The sequence below is a fragment of the Acinetobacter sp. A22 genome (assembly GCF_030913345.1).
GTDB lineage: Bacteria > Pseudomonadota > Gammaproteobacteria > Pseudomonadales > Moraxellaceae > Acinetobacter > Acinetobacter junii.
Map to the genome: position 1 here is coordinate 1,357,973 of NZ_CP133162.1, position 15,836 is coordinate 1,373,808.

Annotated in this window: 17 protein-coding genes; 1 reads left to right on the forward strand and 16 read right to left on the reverse strand. The window is 37.6% G+C overall.

The window, feature by feature from the left end; translation table 11 throughout:
• Positions 1-8: 8 nt before the first annotated feature.
• The 14 genes from Q9Q86_RS06770 to Q9Q86_RS06835 all read right to left on the reverse strand — a co-directional run bounded on the left by Q9Q86_RS06770 (position 9) and on the right by Q9Q86_RS06835 (position 13,572).
• Positions 9-785 (reverse strand): tellurium resistance protein, encoded by a 777-nt coding sequence (locus Q9Q86_RS06770; protein ID WP_112987054.1) that lies wholly within the window; start codon positions 783-785, stop codon positions 9-11.
• Positions 786-908: 123 nt separating this feature from the next.
• Positions 909-1,322 (reverse strand): PaaI family thioesterase, encoded by a 414-nt coding sequence (locus Q9Q86_RS06775; RefSeq protein ID WP_004911902.1) that lies wholly within the window; start codon positions 1,320-1,322, stop codon positions 909-911.
• A gap of 21 nt (positions 1,323-1,343) precedes the next feature.
• The gene (locus tag Q9Q86_RS06780; protein ID WP_005402429.1) at positions 1,344-2,327 is read right to left on the reverse strand and encodes a fatty acid desaturase family protein; all 984 of its coding nucleotides are present in this window, start codon (positions 2,325-2,327) and stop codon (positions 1,344-1,346) included.
• A gap of 116 nt (positions 2,328-2,443) precedes the next feature.
• Positions 2,444-3,241 carry a PaaX family transcriptional regulator C-terminal domain-containing protein gene (locus Q9Q86_RS06785; RefSeq protein WP_171293863.1) on the reverse strand — a complete coding sequence of 266 codons (798 nt, stop codon included), beginning with the start codon at positions 3,239-3,241 and terminating at the stop codon, positions 2,444-2,446.
• Between the two features lie 102 nt (positions 3,242-3,343).
• Positions 3,344-4,144 carry an undecaprenyl-diphosphate phosphatase gene (locus Q9Q86_RS06790; protein ID WP_112987056.1) on the reverse strand — a complete coding sequence of 267 codons (801 nt, stop codon included), beginning with the start codon at positions 4,142-4,144 and terminating at the stop codon, positions 3,344-3,346.
• 123 nt (positions 4,145-4,267) lie between these two features.
• Positions 4,268-6,157: a M48 family metalloprotease gene (locus Q9Q86_RS06795; protein WP_171293862.1), complete on the reverse strand. Its 1,890-nt coding sequence runs from the start codon at positions 6,155-6,157 to the stop codon at positions 4,268-4,270.
• 104 nt (positions 6,158-6,261) lie between these two features.
• Positions 6,262-7,800 (reverse strand): amidophosphoribosyltransferase, encoded by a 1,539-nt coding sequence (gene purF / locus Q9Q86_RS06800; protein WP_004962671.1) that lies wholly within the window; start codon positions 7,798-7,800, stop codon positions 6,262-6,264.
• 40 nt (positions 7,801-7,840) lie between these two features.
• Positions 7,841-8,434 carry a CvpA family protein gene (locus Q9Q86_RS06805; protein WP_004911917.1) on the reverse strand — a complete coding sequence of 198 codons (594 nt, stop codon included), beginning with the start codon at positions 8,432-8,434 and terminating at the stop codon, positions 7,841-7,843.
• Position 8,435: 1 nt separating this feature from the next.
• Positions 8,436-9,443 (reverse strand): quinone-dependent dihydroorotate dehydrogenase, encoded by a 1,008-nt coding sequence (locus Q9Q86_RS06810; protein WP_112987068.1) that lies wholly within the window; start codon positions 9,441-9,443, stop codon positions 8,436-8,438.
• Positions 9,444-9,693: 250 nt separating this feature from the next.
• Complete coding sequence (gene gspM, locus Q9Q86_RS06815; protein WP_004911921.1) at positions 9,694-10,173, reverse strand: type II secretion system protein GspM; 480 nt, start codon at positions 10,171-10,173, stop codon at positions 9,694-9,696.
• Positions 10,173-11,312: a type II secretion system protein GspL gene (gene gspL / locus Q9Q86_RS06820; protein ID WP_087540992.1), complete on the reverse strand. Its 1,140-nt coding sequence runs from the start codon at positions 11,310-11,312 to the stop codon at positions 10,173-10,175. Before gspL ends, gspM begins: the two co-directional genes overlap by 1 nt.
• A 44-nt stretch (positions 11,313-11,356) precedes the next feature.
• The gene (sixA, locus tag Q9Q86_RS06825) at positions 11,357-11,812 is read right to left on the reverse strand and encodes a phosphohistidine phosphatase SixA (RefSeq protein WP_112987058.1); all 456 of its coding nucleotides are present in this window, start codon (positions 11,810-11,812) and stop codon (positions 11,357-11,359) included.
• Between the two features lie 56 nt (positions 11,813-11,868).
• A complete protein-coding gene (locus Q9Q86_RS06830; RefSeq protein WP_112987059.1) occupies positions 11,869-12,942 on the reverse strand; it encodes an NAD(P)H-dependent glycerol-3-phosphate dehydrogenase in 1,074 nt (357 codons plus the stop codon).
• A gap of 51 nt (positions 12,943-12,993) precedes the next feature.
• On the reverse strand, positions 12,994-13,572 hold the full coding sequence (locus tag Q9Q86_RS06835) for a nitroreductase (protein ID WP_112987060.1): 579 nt from the start codon (positions 13,570-13,572) through the stop codon (positions 12,994-12,996).
• A gap of 195 nt (positions 13,573-13,767) precedes the next feature.
• On the opposite strand from Q9Q86_RS06835, the gene Q9Q86_RS06840 reads away from it, so the two are divergent.
• Positions 13,768-14,151 (forward strand): hypothetical protein, encoded by a 384-nt coding sequence (locus Q9Q86_RS06840; RefSeq protein WP_004911933.1) that lies wholly within the window; start codon positions 13,768-13,770, stop codon positions 14,149-14,151.
• A 49-nt stretch (positions 14,152-14,200) separates the two neighbouring features.
• Here Q9Q86_RS06840 and Q9Q86_RS06845 read toward each other — a convergent pair whose 3' ends face one another.
• Positions 14,201-14,443, reverse strand: coding sequence for a hypothetical protein (locus tag Q9Q86_RS06845; RefSeq protein ID WP_112987061.1), 243 nt, complete (start codon positions 14,441-14,443; stop codon positions 14,201-14,203).
• A 154-nt stretch (positions 14,444-14,597) separates the two neighbouring features.
• Positions 14,598-15,785, reverse strand: a complete 1,188-nt coding sequence (locus Q9Q86_RS06850; protein WP_112987062.1) for a phosphoglycerate kinase — start codon at positions 15,783-15,785, stop codon at positions 14,598-14,600.
• Positions 15,786-15,836: the final 51 nt, after the last annotated feature.

Genomic DNA, 15,836 nt, shown 5'->3' on the forward strand with positions numbered 1-15,836 from the left:
TTCCCCTCTTATTTCTCTAATGATTTTTTAAGATTTTGAATCAAATCTTCTCGACTTCTATCCAATTTTTCAAGAGTGATACTTGAATTTGAGTGACGACTTTGCTGTAAATGATATTGCCATGCTGGAATCAAAACTTGTTGAGCTTCTTTAAATCGATCTAATAAACTAAAAGATAAATGCTGAGATAACTGCATTTGTTTGATCGCAATATCATTACTCGTTTGTAAAGTTTGCAAAGTATTCACTTTCTTAGACAATCGCTCAAGAAAATGATCTAAAGTTTTTTGGCGACTAAACTCAGGATATTCATTCAAAAACTCTTGAGCTGCGCCAATATAGGCTGCCATTTGTTCGCGTAAGCCCAATACCTGCTGTATTCGTGATTGTGACTTCTGTATTTCTATTTGCAGTTTTTGACTTAAATGATTTGCTTCATCAATTAAGCGATCAAGGTCTTTTAAATATTTGACCTGACCTGCATCATACTCCACATCAATGCCGAGCCATTTTTGCAATGCATTGAATCGACGACCACGTAGATACTTTTTTGAAAGTGACAGCTGTTGAATAATCTGTGAGATAACTTCACTTAACTGTTGATTTAATTTAGGGTCAATACCATTCAGTAAAACACTTTGAGCTTGAACTAAATGATCGGCATAGGCATTCAAACGATGCGGATCATCCATCAAAGGCAATAGATCATTTCGCTTAATCGCTAAAAGTTGCTCGTGGTCAAGCGAAATCTGAGACAGAGGTATCAAGTCGAGTTCTATGGGCATATAAGTAAAAATGGTAAGAACAAATAAATTTGAACAAACTTAGTTTTAGCATGTTCTTACCAATTCTCATACTGAATTGTTGTTATGTTTTGCTGCTCTATTCGTTGTTATTTCTAAAATTTTTTATTGCTTTGGAATTGCATATGTACCGATAACATGAGCAACAGGTTCATCGTCTCCAACTGAATACAGCCATACCTCTCCAGTCACTAAAGTTTTGCCGACTTTAATCAATTTACAAACAGCTTTGATATTTTGCATTCCGTTTGGTTTGCGGAAAAAGTTAATCGTCATATTGGTTGTGACTGCCATAGCCACTAATCCCAAGTCACCTAAAATCGCAACATACAATGCAAAATCAGCTACAAGCATTAATGTTGGCCCAGACACAGTTTGTCCGGGACGTAAGTCACTTTGATCGACACGATATAATAGCTCTGCACCTTTTGGGGTAATCTCAACAATTGATGTTTTTTCCAGTGCTTGTGGAAACTCTTGGGCTAAAAAACTAATGATCTGTTCTTTTGCTAATAGCATATCTATTCTTCTATTCTTGAATTAATCAGCTTGGTTAGATAGTTCATGTAAAACTTGCCAATACGTTGGCGGTTCTTCTACATGTCCGCGCTCACGTAACATCTGATGCATTTTCGGTAATTTGAAATATGGAACAGCAGCCATAAGATGATGTTCTTTATGATAATTAACATGTATTGGCGCGACTAATGCGCGTGCTAAATATCCTGCTTTAGTTGTACGTGTATTTGTTAAAGCACTATTGCTCGTTGGCATTCCTGCATGTTCAGCCATTGAACGGACACGGAGAAACAAAGGAAATGGGGTGAGATATGCCAAGATCCACAATGCATACAATTTAGGATGACCTGAAGCCCACAATGCTCCGAAAATAGCTGCATTAGTGGCTATTGCTCCGCCACTGTTTTTTATAAATGTTTTTGCATAATCGCTCCAATGTCGCCCATCTTGAGGAATCCAACGGCGATCATTTGAAACTGTCCATTCCATCTTCTCAATATCCATCAACACTCGCCCAATCGCAAATTTAATTCCCGTTAAACCAGATAAATCCCGAATAAATTTGCGCATTAATGATTTTTTGGAAGTTGGAAAGCCCGAAACCAATGTTAGATCAGGGTCATCAACAGTAGAGGTTTTACTGTGATGACGGATATGATGAGCGCGATATTTATGTAAATCATTCCAAATCGGACGAGCGCATAACCAATCAGTTAATGTGTCATTCAACCACTTAGTTTTAAATAAACTTTGATGGGAAGCATCATGCATAAGAATAGCCAGCGCTAATTGCCTACCAGCAAGAATGATTAGAGCTGCAATACACAATAATAATTTTCCCCAAGCTGGCACATAGTCCCAAAAGCTAGCAACGGCAGCAAAGGTACCGCCAATCACAGCCCAAGTTGAAAAAACAGCCCAGCCCCCATGTAAATCTGATTTACTAGTTAGCTCACTGATTTCATCTCTTGTGAATAGATCACTGATAGCAACACGCGTATTCATATCCTTATCCCATATTTTTTTAATTTTAAAACTACACAACTTATATTTTTATTTTAAAACATGTAATATTTCTGTCAATAAAATACAATTGTATTTTTTGTAATATTTGAAACCAACTATTCATCTTGCTGTTCATAAAATCTTCGCCATAGTTCTAAACCTATTTGATCCAGCCTCTGAACACTTTGAGCAAATTGATCGCGTAATTTTACGTCAACAAAATCTTCTGGTAACAATGGATCATTCATTAATTGTGAAATTGTTTGCCGACCAAGTAATAAAGATTCTTTCGTTGCGATATCTAAATCCAACTCATTCGCTGTTTCTAACCATTGTTCAATCATTTGAGCGTATTTTTGATAATTTTGATTTAATGTCTTGGTGGACCATAGTTCAGTTATTATCTTTATAGTTTGAGCATCGAAAAACTGGATCGCACACACTTTTGCAGTTTGCTCCAGACCCGTAGCATGTAGTTCAGTAACAAGCTGCTCAAAAGATATTGCTAAATTGTCTGGGCGAATATAAATGCCTTGCTCTAACTCTTTGAATCCCAAATGTTTCAAAGCGCGTTCTCTTCTATGCAAAGCCGTTCGATCGACTCTTCCCAAAGCCCCTGTAAATACACCGATAAATTGCTGATTCCATGGTTTGGTTTGTTTAATACCATTTTTTCGATTTAACATCACATCAGCCCACTCACGTGACTGATTGGTAAACTGATAGACGCCGCGCTCAATCGCCTCAATGACTCCTTCACTCGATAATCGAGTCACAGCAACCCTGATGCTATTTTCACTAATCTCAAAAAGTCGAGCTGCAATGATGATCTGCTTGATTGAAATTTCTCGTCCTTGTAACCCCAACAGGAGATCAACAATCAAATCACGGGCATTCAGTTTTGCTATTGTCATAGTATGTTTTAACCGATACATCACTGGTGAATATAGAAAATACGATCCAAAAATTAGTAAAAAAGCCCCTTTTCTAATCAAAAAAAAGAGGCTGATTTATATTTATAAGAATACGAAAAGTAAAATTACACCCAAAACAATGCGGTACCAAGCAAACACACGCAAAGTATGACGTTCAACAAATTTAACTAAAGCACTAACCACTAACAATGCAGAAATAAACGCAGCAACAAAACCAACACCAATATTCAGCATATTGTCTTGTGTGAGAACATCAGCATTACGAATTAAATCAAATGTCGCAGCACCTAACATCGTTGGCATCGCCAAGAAGAAAGAAAACTCTGTTGCTGCTTTACGCGATAGGCCTGCAAACATACCACCAACAATGGTTGCACCTGAACGAGATGTTCCAGGAATCATCGCCACACATTGCGCACAACCCACTAATAACGCCTGTTTATAGGTGATTTTTGTCGCTTCAGTTGTTTTATGATCAAAATTCTTGGCTTCAACCCAGAAAATGATAAGACCACCAACGATTAGAGCAATCGCGACCACTAAAGGACTAAAAAGCACACTCTTAATGAAATCAACAGCGAAAACCCCAATAATCACAGCAGGGAAAAATGCAATCAAAACACTAAATGCAAAGTGTCGAGCCTCTGCGTCCCCACTAAAAAAACCTTTGAGTAAATTTAAGATTTTTTGGCGATATAACCAACATACTGCCAAAATTGCACCTAGCTGAATAACGACTTCAAATACTCGACCATCATCTGAATGGAAATCAATTAAATGACCGAATAGGATTAAATGTCCTGTACTTGAAATCGGTAGAAATTCGGTGAGACCCTCAATAAAACCTAGAAACAAAGCTTTTAAAATTTCAATATGTTCCATAACTTACTCAAAACACACAATACAAAATAAAAATAAATGGCAAGTTTACTCTGAAATCAGACCAAATTATGTGTTTGTCACGTAACCTTTGATCAAATAAATAGTCAATTTTTGATAGCAGCATCAAATAATCATCAAACTATTTTTCTTCAGCATCTGTTCAACTACATCCTGAGTATCAAAACCCAAGCGCCAATATAAAAGTTCCAAAACATCTAATTCATCTTGAGTGATGATACGATCACTCCATAAGCATCTTTCTGCAATTGCCAAAATATTGAGCCGATCTCGTAATAGCAAACCTGAAACATCATTTAGAATTTCCGCTAGGTCTAAAGGTTCGTCAGAAATATCCGCATAAATTTGCATTTCTTCAACTGTCAAAATTTGCTGTAAAATTCGTTCACGAACTTCTAATTGGTTTGGACTATTAATTTGCTGGACATGCAACAGCGCATCAATTAAATGAACAATTTGTGATTTTACATCTTCAAATGCTGTAGGCAGATGGGCTGGCATCAAATTCAATTCATGCTTCACTTTCTCTAGAAGCAATGCATCTAATAAACCAACCTCTCCATCTTCTTGAATAATACAAGCAAGCTTAGTGAGAAACTGACGTGCAATACTTGTCGGCATGTGCCCAATGTTTTTACAAGCATCGTGAAAAATCTGAACATGGATACGACCATCTAAATTGAGTAATGCATCTACGATTGCATGACTCACTGCCGCTTCTTGTGGAATAAATTCACGATATTGACGAATCATTAAAATTGCAACCATGACTTCTCTAGAACCCGTTGCTGTTTGCATCGCACGCTGAATCAGCTCAGGACGTTTTTTATTTTTTCGAAGCTCTGGATTGAGTGGTTTAATTGCATCATTTAAGGCAAAACTAATGGGTGACAATCTAAGTAAAGGTAAAGGCTGAGGTGAACTCCAAGGAACTGTCATATCTGTCAGCTCTTCTTCTAAAGAACGAAACAGACTAAATAAAGGACGATTACGCAATTTTCTCAGGTTTTCTAATTGTAGGTCTTGCAATAACGTTGGATTTAATTCAAAGATTCGATCTTTAATACTTGGATGAATATTCATCCAGCTTTGTGGACTTAATGAGTTTGCAAAACACATATGAGAAATTGATTCTGAATATGCACTATGAATTTGTGAACCTGAGTGATGAACATAAATACGCAACAATGTTTGAACGTTGGCATTATTATTCATTAGTTTCATGGTCTTCAGATCATTTCTAAATGTACGTCCACTTAGAGTTAAATATTTGATTAGACGGGTAATTAAAATACCTAAACTCCCAATCAACCAAATCACACCACCAATCGCGACAAAAATAGTTTCAAATTTATTTCTATATGATGTGGCATACGGGCTGTATCCCGCTTGAGCTAATTTACTGCCCCACTGACTAAATGTTGTTAGACCACTGTATAAGATTTTTAACTTCGTGTTTTCAACAGCTTCGCCTGATAGAATTTGATTAAACTCATAACTTAGCAATCCATATAGCTCAAGCTCATCCAAGTTCTGCAATGCACCCCATGTCAAAATAATTGCGATATCTTGCGACTTAAAACCAGCAGTTAGCGCATTTACGCCAATCTCATCTGGCAGCACATACACAGCAGGTGTATCTATCGAAAAACTTTTCGCAACTTGTTCAACGACTCTCAGAGCAGTATTTTCTTCAGGAGTACTTTCATCAAAAACCAATCGACGTGCTTTTAATTGCTTTGCTAGAGAGTGTCCACCCTCACGCAGGACATACAGCTCAGCACCAACTGACCATACTAATACTAAAAATAATAAACAAATAAAATAAGGGCTTAGAAAATGCCACCAAATCGGCTGAGTATAATCAAAGAAATGTACAACTAAACCCAAAATCCAATTGAGAATAAATAATGTAAGTAACATTGCAAGAATACAAAAGCTTACTGACCAAGCAATATTCTTATTTTCAATTAAATAATGGCTCATTTCTTTCAATGTAAATTTTCCTTATTACATTGTTTGGGTAAGAGGCTTTATGCCTTGAGTATCATAAAATAAAAAAGCGGGAAATTCCCGCTTTTCTCGATATTAAAGTAATTTTACTCTTCTCGAATACCAGTTAAATCCACTGAAGCAGCATCAATGTTCACATCGATATAGCCATCAGCTTTTTTCTTCGCACTATCATTACGTTTTTGTTCAAGATTAATCAAATAATCACTATCAATCCCGCCAGCAACGTATACACCATCAAATACAGAACAATCAAACTCTCTGAGATGCGGAACTTTACTTGTGCGAACTGCATTTTTCAAATCTTCCAAATCTTGGAAAATTAGACGATCAGCGCCAATAATCTCACGAATCTCTTCTACAGTACGATCTGAAGCAATCAATTCAGATTTTGCTGGCATATCAATACCATACACATTTGGATATTTGACCATAGGTGCAGCCGATGCAAAAAACACTTTTTTCGCACCAGAATCACGAGCCATTTGAATAATTTCATTACAGGTTGTACCACGAACAATCGAGTCATCAACAAGTAATACATTCTTATCTTTAAATTCTAGTTCAACAGGGTTCAACTTTTGACGAACTGATTTCTTACGTTGCTGTTGTCCTGGCATAATGAAGGTACGCCCGATATAACGGTTTTTCATAAAACCTTCACGGAACTTCACACCTAAAATATTAGCAAGTTCTAAAGCAGATGTACGGCTTGTATCTGGAATTGGAATAACTACATCAATATCGTGTTGCTCGCCCCATTCTTTTAAGATTTTATAGGCTAACTTCTCGCCCATTTTTAAACGAGACTTATAGACTGAAATCCCATCAATCGTTGCATCTGGTCGTGCAAAATAAACATATTCAAAAATACATGGACGGTATTCTGGATTTGCTGCACATTGTTTAGTAAACAATTGACCATCTGAGTTGATGAAGACCGCTTCACCAGGTGCAATATCACGCTCTACTTTAAAGCCAAGTGCGGTGATTGCAACTGACTCAGAGGCAATAATATATTCAACGCCTTGATCAGTTTCACGAGAACCATAAACTAAAGGACGAATACCATTTGGATCACGGAAACCAACTAATCCATGTCCAGTAATCATCGCTACAACGCCATAAGCACCTTTACAACGCTCATGTACACGAGTAACTGTATGAAAAATATCATCAGGCGTTGGATTTAAAGTACCAATTTTCTGTAATTCATGAGCAAATACGTTAAGTAAGACCTCTGAGTCAGAATCAGTATTCATATGACGTAGATCTGTTTTGAACAGGTCATCATGAATTTCTGCCGCATTGGTTAAGTTACCATTGTGAGCAAGGGTAATACCATATGGTGAATTTACATAAAATGGTTGAGCTTCTGCACTACTTGAAGAGCCTGCTGTAGGGTAACGAACATGCCCAATACCATAGTTGCCAAGTAAAGCTCGCATATGACGAGTATGGAATACATCACGCACCATACCATTATCTTTGCGGAGGAATAAACGCCCTTGATGACAAGTTACTATACCTGCTGCATCTTGTCCGCGATGTTGTAACATCGTCAAGGCATCAAATAACATTTGGTTCACTGGTGATTTACCGGCTATCCCAACAACTCCACACATAATAACCTCGCGACAAGCTTGGAATGGGGTTCAACCCCACTTAATAAAAAGGGTTTTTTGTCGAATGATCAGCAGCTTGCTCTGTGGAAGCACGCTCCGATTCGTCCATTTCTGAAGAAGGGCGATGTAACAAAGCACCTTCAGATGTCATTTCGTGTATCGCTTGATTTGCAGCATCTTTAGACAACTCTGTCGCTAAAGGAGCATATGGCAATAAGATTTGTACAAATTTTGATTGTTTCCAATGCGGAGAGCTGTCAACCCATGGCCCCACACCTTGCATAGCAATCAAAACAATAAGTAGACCTTTTAAAGAACCAAAAGCACCACCTGCTAAACGATTTAATGGGCCCAATTTCAAACTTTTCAAGAGACCATTTAAAAGTGCGGTAATAACCCATGTACAAACAACAATAATAAGCACAATAAATGCAAATGCTGCAATTTTTTGCACTACAGGGTCTTGGCTTAAACTGCTCATGGCAGGTGCCAGTATGACTGCGTATTTTGCCCCAATGATCAATGCAAATATCCATCCGATCAAGTTCGCAAAGGCTTTGATAAATCCTTGACGCAAACCGTTTAGCCCTCCAATGAGCAAAATGATCAGAATAATGATATCAAGCGTGTTCATTTCACACTGTCATCGCATCAACACAATCTTTAACAAGTGTTGGACCTGTATAAATCAATCCACTGTAGACTTGTATTAAGCTTGCGCCAGCTTGCTGTTTAATAACGGCTTGATCACCAGAAACGATTCCACCAACACCGATTAAAGGCATACGCCCATCTAGGATCTTAGAAAATTGGCGTAAACATTCAGTACTTTTTTCAAACACTGGTGCACCTGATAATCCACCAGCTTCATTTCCATTCGGGAGATTTTCAACACCGTCTCTTCCAAGCGTAGTGTTGGTTACAATTAAGCCATCAATTTTAAATTTCAGTAATTGTGTAGAAATAAAATTAATATCTTCAATCGTTAAATCTGGTGCAACTTTAAGAACCAAAGGAACATAATGATTATATTGTTCAGCAAGTTCTAGTTGTCTATCTTTCAATGTTTGTAACAACTCTGTTAATGCATCGCCACTTTGCAAACTGCGTAAGTTTTTTGTATTTGGAGATGAAATATTCACAGTGATGTATGATGCGTAGTTATAAACTTTTTCTAAACAAATTATATAATCTGATACTGCATCTTCGACAGGGGTATCCGCATTTTTACCGATATTAATGCCTAGAATACCTTTGAATTTTGAAGCTTTGACATTCTCAACAAGCTTGTCCACCCCATCATTATTAAATCCCATACGGTTAATAATTGCTTTGGCTTCTGGAATACGGAATAAACGTGGTTGAGGATTTCCTGCTTGAGGTCGTGGTGTGATTGTACCAATTTCAATAAAACCAAAACCTAGTGCTGCCAATGCATCAATGTGTGCACCATTCTTATCTAAACCAGCAGCTAAACCTACTGGATTTGGAAATTCAATTCCCATACAAGTTACAGGTTTATTTGCAACTTTTTGATGCATAAAACCTAGCTTATAAGCTTTGTCGAGCATAGAAAGTGTGAGTTCATGTGCACGCTCTGGTGCTAAAGTAAACAACAGAGGGCGGGCCAATGAATATAACATACCAATCACAGTCTACTGATTTTTCAAGTATGCGTATTATAGGCTTAGGCTAAACAAAACACCATGCTTGACAGGCGCTTATTTTGTAGAGTCGTTGCTTTAATGCGCCTTGAATCAATACTTAAAACAGTAATTGGAAAAATCTAGATTTAAAAATATGGCTGTACTTAATGTAAAAGCCTTTAAAAAAGCTAAATGCTGGCATATCTCAATTTTTAGTAAAAATAAATATCTAGAAATTAGAAATGATTTATTGCACCGTTGCCGTTAATTTGATCTGATTATTGGTAGAAATCATATCCATTTTTTGAATACTTAAACCCATTTGAGAGAGTTGCATCAAGAAATTCGCAAGTACTGCATAATTTTGATGTTCTGCAATCAATTGTATTTGATCGCCATTTTGCTGAGATGATACTGCTAAACCCTGTTGCTGAGCAGTACGCTGTATCTTATCTGCAGGAGAAAGATCCAGATCATTTGCTGGTTTCATTGTTGCTGCGTTACTTTGCATCCAAACCGTTAAATCTTTCAGCTCATTTAAACGATTTTGCTGCTGATCGGCAAGAGAATGCATTTTCCACAATGCAAAACCTATAATGACAACAGTTAAAAACACTGCTGTAAAAACAACCATGACTCGTTCACGAACCGATAGTCCTTGAAGATAGTGATTTAATCTTTCAATATTTTGATCAATACGGTTTTGTATATTATTCAATGCTTTCATTATTTAATCTTAACCAAGCCAATTGCGCCGACTGTATCAGCTTGAACATTACCAAGTTCAGCCTGAAATCCTTGTTGATTTAATTGTTGCGTTAAGCCCTGAAGATCATCCGCTGATTTTGCCTTGAGCGACATCGCTAACACAGATGCATCATAACTCACTTGCTGAGCCACAATTTGCTTTTGCATAAGAATAGGACCAACTCGACTCAATAAAGATAAAGCCTGTGTATCTCCAAGCTGACTCATTCTTAACTGGCTTTCAAACTGGCTTTTAATATTTTGCTCAGTTACTCGACTATTTTCACCAAACCAATATTTATATTGATCAATCGCCTGAACCGCAGTTTGATCAGCAACGCGTTTTAATTTAGACCAGCGTAAACCATCATAAACTAACTGAACAGAAATGACTGCAACCAATACACATGCAGCAGCTTTCCAGTAACCTGACCATTCAACTTCTTTATTTTTTGCTTTTGGTAAGACATTCAATGGATGTTGCTTAGGACGATTTAGGCTATGAAATTGATAACTAAATTCTGTTACTTGATCTTGTGTTGATGCTGCAGCTAAACAGTCCAATTGTGCAGGACTTAAATTTGCAAATTTGTATTCAGTAGCAGGATTTTGAAATTCTAAGAATAGTGCCAAATCATCTATTGAATTACCTGACCATTCATTTTCTCTTGCAAGTAGATTACCGTACAAATTTGCAATGATGATTTGATTCGGCTCAGGTTCTGGCAATATTAAAAAATCAGGTAAAAAAGCGATAATTTGTATTGGTAATAGGCTTAAAGCATGTTGCCAAGTTTCAATAGTAGATTGAGCAACACCGAGCACACTGAGCTGATCACTCTGAAAATGATGTACTATTTTCATTTGATCAATCGGAAGCGTAACAAACTCTTCAAGCAAAAACTTAACGCCTTCCTGACCTAATTGCTTGAAATGCAACTTCGTCATAGTTTGCTGCATTAATTGAGCATTTCGACTTGGAAAATAAACAACTGTTTCTTTTCCGTTGTGCTCATGTAAGTCTTGAATTAATTGTTCTAGGCTGTTGGCCTGTAACCAATTTTCTCCAGTCGACCAATACCATGTTCCATTGGTTTCAGGCATCCATAAATACAGCATCGGTGTTTAGTACCCTTTTTTATCCAAATATAGGATATAAGATTTTATATTGTTGGCGTAAAACTTTTTTTCTGTGTTGATAAGCCATTTGCAATCACAGCCTGATCATAAATTCGAGCTTCAGCTAATGCAAATGGATTAAAATTCTCATGCGTTAATTGCTCCGCAATATGCCCTACTACATTCATATGGCATACAACTGCAATTGATTCATATGATAATTTTGATAGCCATTCTATCGCATCTTTAGCATCATCATCTGGTTTAATTTTATCGCAAATTAAAACAGGAACACCCTCAAAATGCGCTTTGATATGTGCCAAAGTTTCTTGTGCACGTAGCAATGGACTAACTACAAAAATTTCTGGTTGAATAATATCTTTTAAGAAATTTCCTGTTTCTTCAGCTTGCTGATGTCCACGCTCTGTCAGAGGACGTTGCGTATCATCACCATTAATCGCAGGAGATGCTTCACCATGTCTTACTAATGTTAATTGCATATAAATACCTTATTATTAATGCTTGAGTTTAACCAAATATGATGACATTTTTTTGATTAGACTTCATGGTGAGGCAAAACAAATTCAACATCACTGCGATGACCATTTTTCATTAGAGAAAGCGCAATTGTCATCGGCGGTGCATTCTCAAAAATAACTTCATACAATGCATTGGTAATTGGCATGTATACATCTAATTCTTGAGCTTTGGCACGCACTTGTACAATCGTGTTAATCCCTTCAGCAGTCTGACCTAATGCTTTAGTTGCTTCATCAAGTGTTTTTCCAGAACCAAGTGCATAACCAATTTGATAATTACGGCTCAATGGACTATTGCAAGTTGCAAACAAATCTCCAACACCTGACAGTCCTAAGAACGTCAATGGATTAGCACCTTGCTTGACAGCAAAACGACTCATTTCTGCTAAAGCACGAGTTAAAATCATACTCTTAGTATTTTCACCAATATTATAAGCAGCCCCCATCCCCATTGCGACTGCGTAAATATTTTTCAATGCACCGCCCAGCTCAACACCATGTACATCATCGCTACCAAATACACGAAATAGCGCACTGTGTAATGCATGCTGAACCGCATATCGCACTAGTTCTGATTCGCTCGCAATCACCGTACCAGATGGCATACCAGCCATAATCTCTTTTGCCAAATTTGGCCCTGATAAAACCCCATAAGGTACTTCAGGCAACTCTGCGCGAATAATGTCACTCATGAAACTAAAAGTTTTTGCTTCAATTCCTTTAGTAAGCGAAACAACCGCTTGAGCTGTGATAAATGGTGCGATTTGCTTGAGCACATCTCGGAATGAATGACTTGGAATCGCGACTAAAATAATATCGCGATCTCGCACAGCCACTTCCAAATCAGAAACCGCACGCAAACCCGTTTCTAAGGTGTAATCAGGTAAATAACGTTTATTAATATGTGTTTGGTTGATCTCTTCAGCTGCAGCTGCATCACGAATCCAAATCATCGTGTCACAACCATTACGTACAGCCAAATTCGCCATTGCTGTACCAAAGCTGCCACCACCTAATACGGTAATTCTTAATGCTGTTGTTTGATCTACTGCAACTGGTTCAACTAAATCACTAAATTTTAACTCTGCCATTTTTTATCCTGAAATTCATTTATTCGTTTAGTTCATCATTCAATCTAAAAGTTAGCTTGCTTGCCAATTTTTTAAGAAATCTTCAGTAGCAATCTCTGCGCGTGGAGCAATCGCTTTAGCAGCAGTTCCAATATAAATAATACCTGAAATAAGATCTTGGTCGTTTAAACCCAATTGATGCTTGAGCCATTTAGACTCCACGATAGCACCAGATCGCCACATCGTAGCAAAACCTTGCGCTTGCAAAGAGAGTAAGAAGTTTTGAACAGCAGCTCCAGTACTAAGAATCTGTTCAAAATGCGGAACTTTTGGATGATCTTGGATAGTTGTTAATGCTAATACTAATAACGGTGCACGAAAAGGATGCTGCTTTACACGCTCTAACTGAGCTGAATCAGTTTCACCTAAATCAGCTAAAGCTTTAGCTAAATGCTCACCAAAAGCGGCACGTAATTCAGGTGTTACTACAACGAATCTAGTAGGCTTCAAACGATGATGGTCAGGAGCAGTAAGTGCAGCTTGCACTGCTTTTTCAAGTTGTTGTGTATTTGGTGCTGGCTCAATTAATTGCCCAATAGATTGACGTTGATGAATATTTTGATGAATTGTCTCTATATTTGAGTCCGTCATTTAAATGAATCTAACTAACACATGGATTTTGCTAGATTAGCATAATCTCACTATTTTCCACCACGTTTAATCCCTGCTTAATCATCAATTTGAGAAATTTAACAGAGCCTCACTACAAACTGTACATAACCTGCAAAAGCGTTCAAAAATTATATGTTCAAATAATACAATTATCTAACGACCTGAGAATAAGCAATGAATAAAGCATTAGTAATGAGTTTAATTGGCGGCTTGGCAATCGGTTTAACAGCTTGTGCATCTACCCCAACCAACACTTTGGCAATACAAAAAGAAAATAATCAATATGAAGTCACTGGGATTGGTAAAACCAACCTAATCTCTAAAAATAATGCGATTAGCGCAGCTCAAAAGACCTGTACGCGAAATACTAGCCCTGTTGTTGTGGACGAAAAAACAGCATATCAAGGTGTATTAAAAGATGTTGTGGATGAAGAAACTGGAAGATTAGTTGAAGCTGCTGCTGGCGTAATTGGTACGTTAACAGGTAAGAATGCCTCTTTAGCCAAAGATGATGATTATCAAACAACATTGACCTTCTACTGCAAAGCAAATACTTAAATAAAAAAAGCCGATGTTATCACATCGGCTTTCTTTATTAGCGAGGAGCTTATTGAACTTCGCTCGCTGCAACTTCTGATGCTGCACTTTCGACAACATCAGTATTTTTCTCATCTAAATTCGGTTTGTCGATTGCATCAATCGCAGCTTGTTGTTCTGGAGTAGTCTGTGTAGATACAGTTGAAGCTGCTTGTTCTTGCTGTTCAGCGTTGTTCGCTTCTTCTTTTTTTGAACATGCAGTTAACATGATTGGAGCAATAATTAAAGCGGCAAGAGTTAATTTAAATTTCATCACGGCTTTCCACAGTTACTTGGTTAAGTTGATGACAAGGATATTTCAAATATGTGACAGTTTTATGACTGATTTGTAATATAAAAGTAAAAGAGCCGATTTATATCGGCTCTTCTTTTATGTCTTTCTATATAAATCAAAAGATTAGTAACGACTATGCACGCTCAAGTAAAACGGCAACAGCTGGTAAAGTTTTACCTTCAACAAACTCTAAGAAAGCACCACCACCTGTCGAGATATAACCGATTTGATCTGCAACTTCGTATTTATCAATCGCAGCAAGTGTGTCACCACCGCCCGCAATTGAGAAACCTGCAGATTCAGCAATTGCTAATGAAAGCACTTTAGTTCCTTCACCAAACTGATCTACCTCAAACACACCTACTGGACCATTCCAAAGGATTGTTTTAGATGTTTTTAAGATCTCAGCAAATGCTTTCGCTGTTTCAGGACCAACATCTAAAATCATGTCAGTATCAGCAACATCTTCTACTTTTTTAACAATTGCTTGTGCATTTGCTAAAGAACCTAGGAAGTCACCAAAATCAATTTGACTTGCATCAGCAACAACAACATCCGTTGGTAATGGAACGCTTACTTTAGCAGCGATCTGTTTTGCAGTTTCTACCAAATCAGCTTCGTAAAGTGATTTACCTACATTGAAGCCCGCTGCTGCAAGGAAAGTATTCGCAATACCACCACCTACGATTAATTGATCGCAGATTGTAGAAAGTGAGTTCAATACATCTAATTTAGTTGAAACTTTAGAACCAGCAACAATTGCAACCATTGGTTTTTCTGGTGTTTGCATTGCACGACCTAAAGCGTCTAATTCAGCCGCTAATAAAGGTCCTGCTGCTGCGATTGGAGCAAAACGTGCTGCACCCTCAGTTGATGCTTCAGCACGGTGTGCCGTACCAAATGCATCCATAACAAATACATCACAAAGTGCTGCATATTTTTTTGCAAGCTCTTCGTTATTTTTCTTTTCACCATGGTTGAAACGCACGTTTTCAAGCAAAACGACTTGACCGGCAGCAACTTCCACACCATCTAAGTAATCGGTAAATAATTTTACTTCTTGACCTAAAGCTTTCGTTAAATACGCTGCTACAGGTGCAAGAGATTGTTCTGGTTTTGGCTCACCCTCTACAGGACGACCAAGATGAGAAAACACCATAACTGCTGCGCCTTTTTCTACAGCCGCTTTGATGGTTGGCAATGCAGCACGTAAACGTGCATCGCTGGTAATTTCCCCATTTTTTACAGGTACGTTTAAGTCTTCACGAATAAGAACACGTTTACCTGCTAAATCAAGATCAGTCATGCGCTGAAAATTCATGGATGGCTCTCTAGTTGATTTTAAAAACGGCACAATTTTAAATGATTCTCA

Bases quoted from the DNA above. Each gene is read 5' to 3' on its own strand.
- Q9Q86_RS06835 (WP_112987060.1), bottom strand. From the start codon at position 13,572: ATGACGGACTCAAATATAGAGACAATTCATCAAAATATTCATCAACGT.
- Q9Q86_RS06810 (WP_112987068.1), bottom strand. From the start codon at position 9,443: ATGTTATATTCATTGGCCCGCCCTCTGTTGTTTACTTTAGCACCAGAG.
- Q9Q86_RS06805 (WP_004911917.1), bottom strand. From the start codon at position 8,434: ATGAACACGCTTGATATCATTATTCTGATCATTTTGCTCATTGGAGGG.
- Q9Q86_RS06790 (WP_112987056.1), bottom strand. From the start codon at position 4,144: ATGGAACATATTGAAATTTTAAAAGCTTTGTTTCTAGGTTTTATTGAG.
- Q9Q86_RS06850 (WP_112987062.1), bottom strand. From the start codon at position 15,785: ATGAATTTTCAGCGCATGACTGATCTTGATTTAGCAGGTAAACGTGTT.
- purF (WP_004962671.1), bottom strand. From the start codon at position 7,800: ATGTGTGGAGTTGTTGGGATAGCCGGTAAATCACCAGTGAACCAAATG.
- Q9Q86_RS06780 (WP_005402429.1), bottom strand. From the start codon at position 2,327: ATGAATACGCGTGTTGCTATCAGTGATCTATTCACAAGAGATGAAATC.
- gspL (WP_087540992.1), bottom strand. From the start codon at position 11,312: ATGCTGTATTTATGGATGCCTGAAACCAATGGAACATGGTATTGGTCG.
- gspM (WP_004911921.1), bottom strand. From the start codon at position 10,173: ATGAAAGCATTGAATAATATACAAAACCGTATTGATCAAAATATTGAA.
- Q9Q86_RS06840 (WP_004911933.1), top strand. From the start codon at position 13,768: ATGAATAAAGCATTAGTAATGAGTTTAATTGGCGGCTTGGCAATCGGT.
- Q9Q86_RS06785 (WP_171293863.1), bottom strand. From the start codon at position 3,241: ATGACAATAGCAAAACTGAATGCCCGTGATTTGATTGTTGATCTCCTG.
- Q9Q86_RS06775 (WP_004911902.1), bottom strand. From the start codon at position 1,322: ATGCTATTAGCAAAAGAACAGATCATTAGTTTTTTAGCCCAAGAGTTT.
- Q9Q86_RS06845 (WP_112987061.1), bottom strand. From the start codon at position 14,443: ATGAAATTTAAATTAACTCTTGCCGCTTTAATTATTGCTCCAATCATG.
- sixA (WP_112987058.1), bottom strand. From the start codon at position 11,812: ATGCAATTAACATTAGTAAGACATGGTGAAGCATCTCCTGCGATTAAT.
- Q9Q86_RS06770 (WP_112987054.1), bottom strand. From the start codon at position 785: ATGCCCATAGAACTCGACTTGATACCTCTGTCTCAGATTTCGCTTGAC.
- Q9Q86_RS06830 (WP_112987059.1), bottom strand. From the start codon at position 12,942: ATGGCAGAGTTAAAATTTAGTGATTTAGTTGAACCAGTTGCAGTAGAT.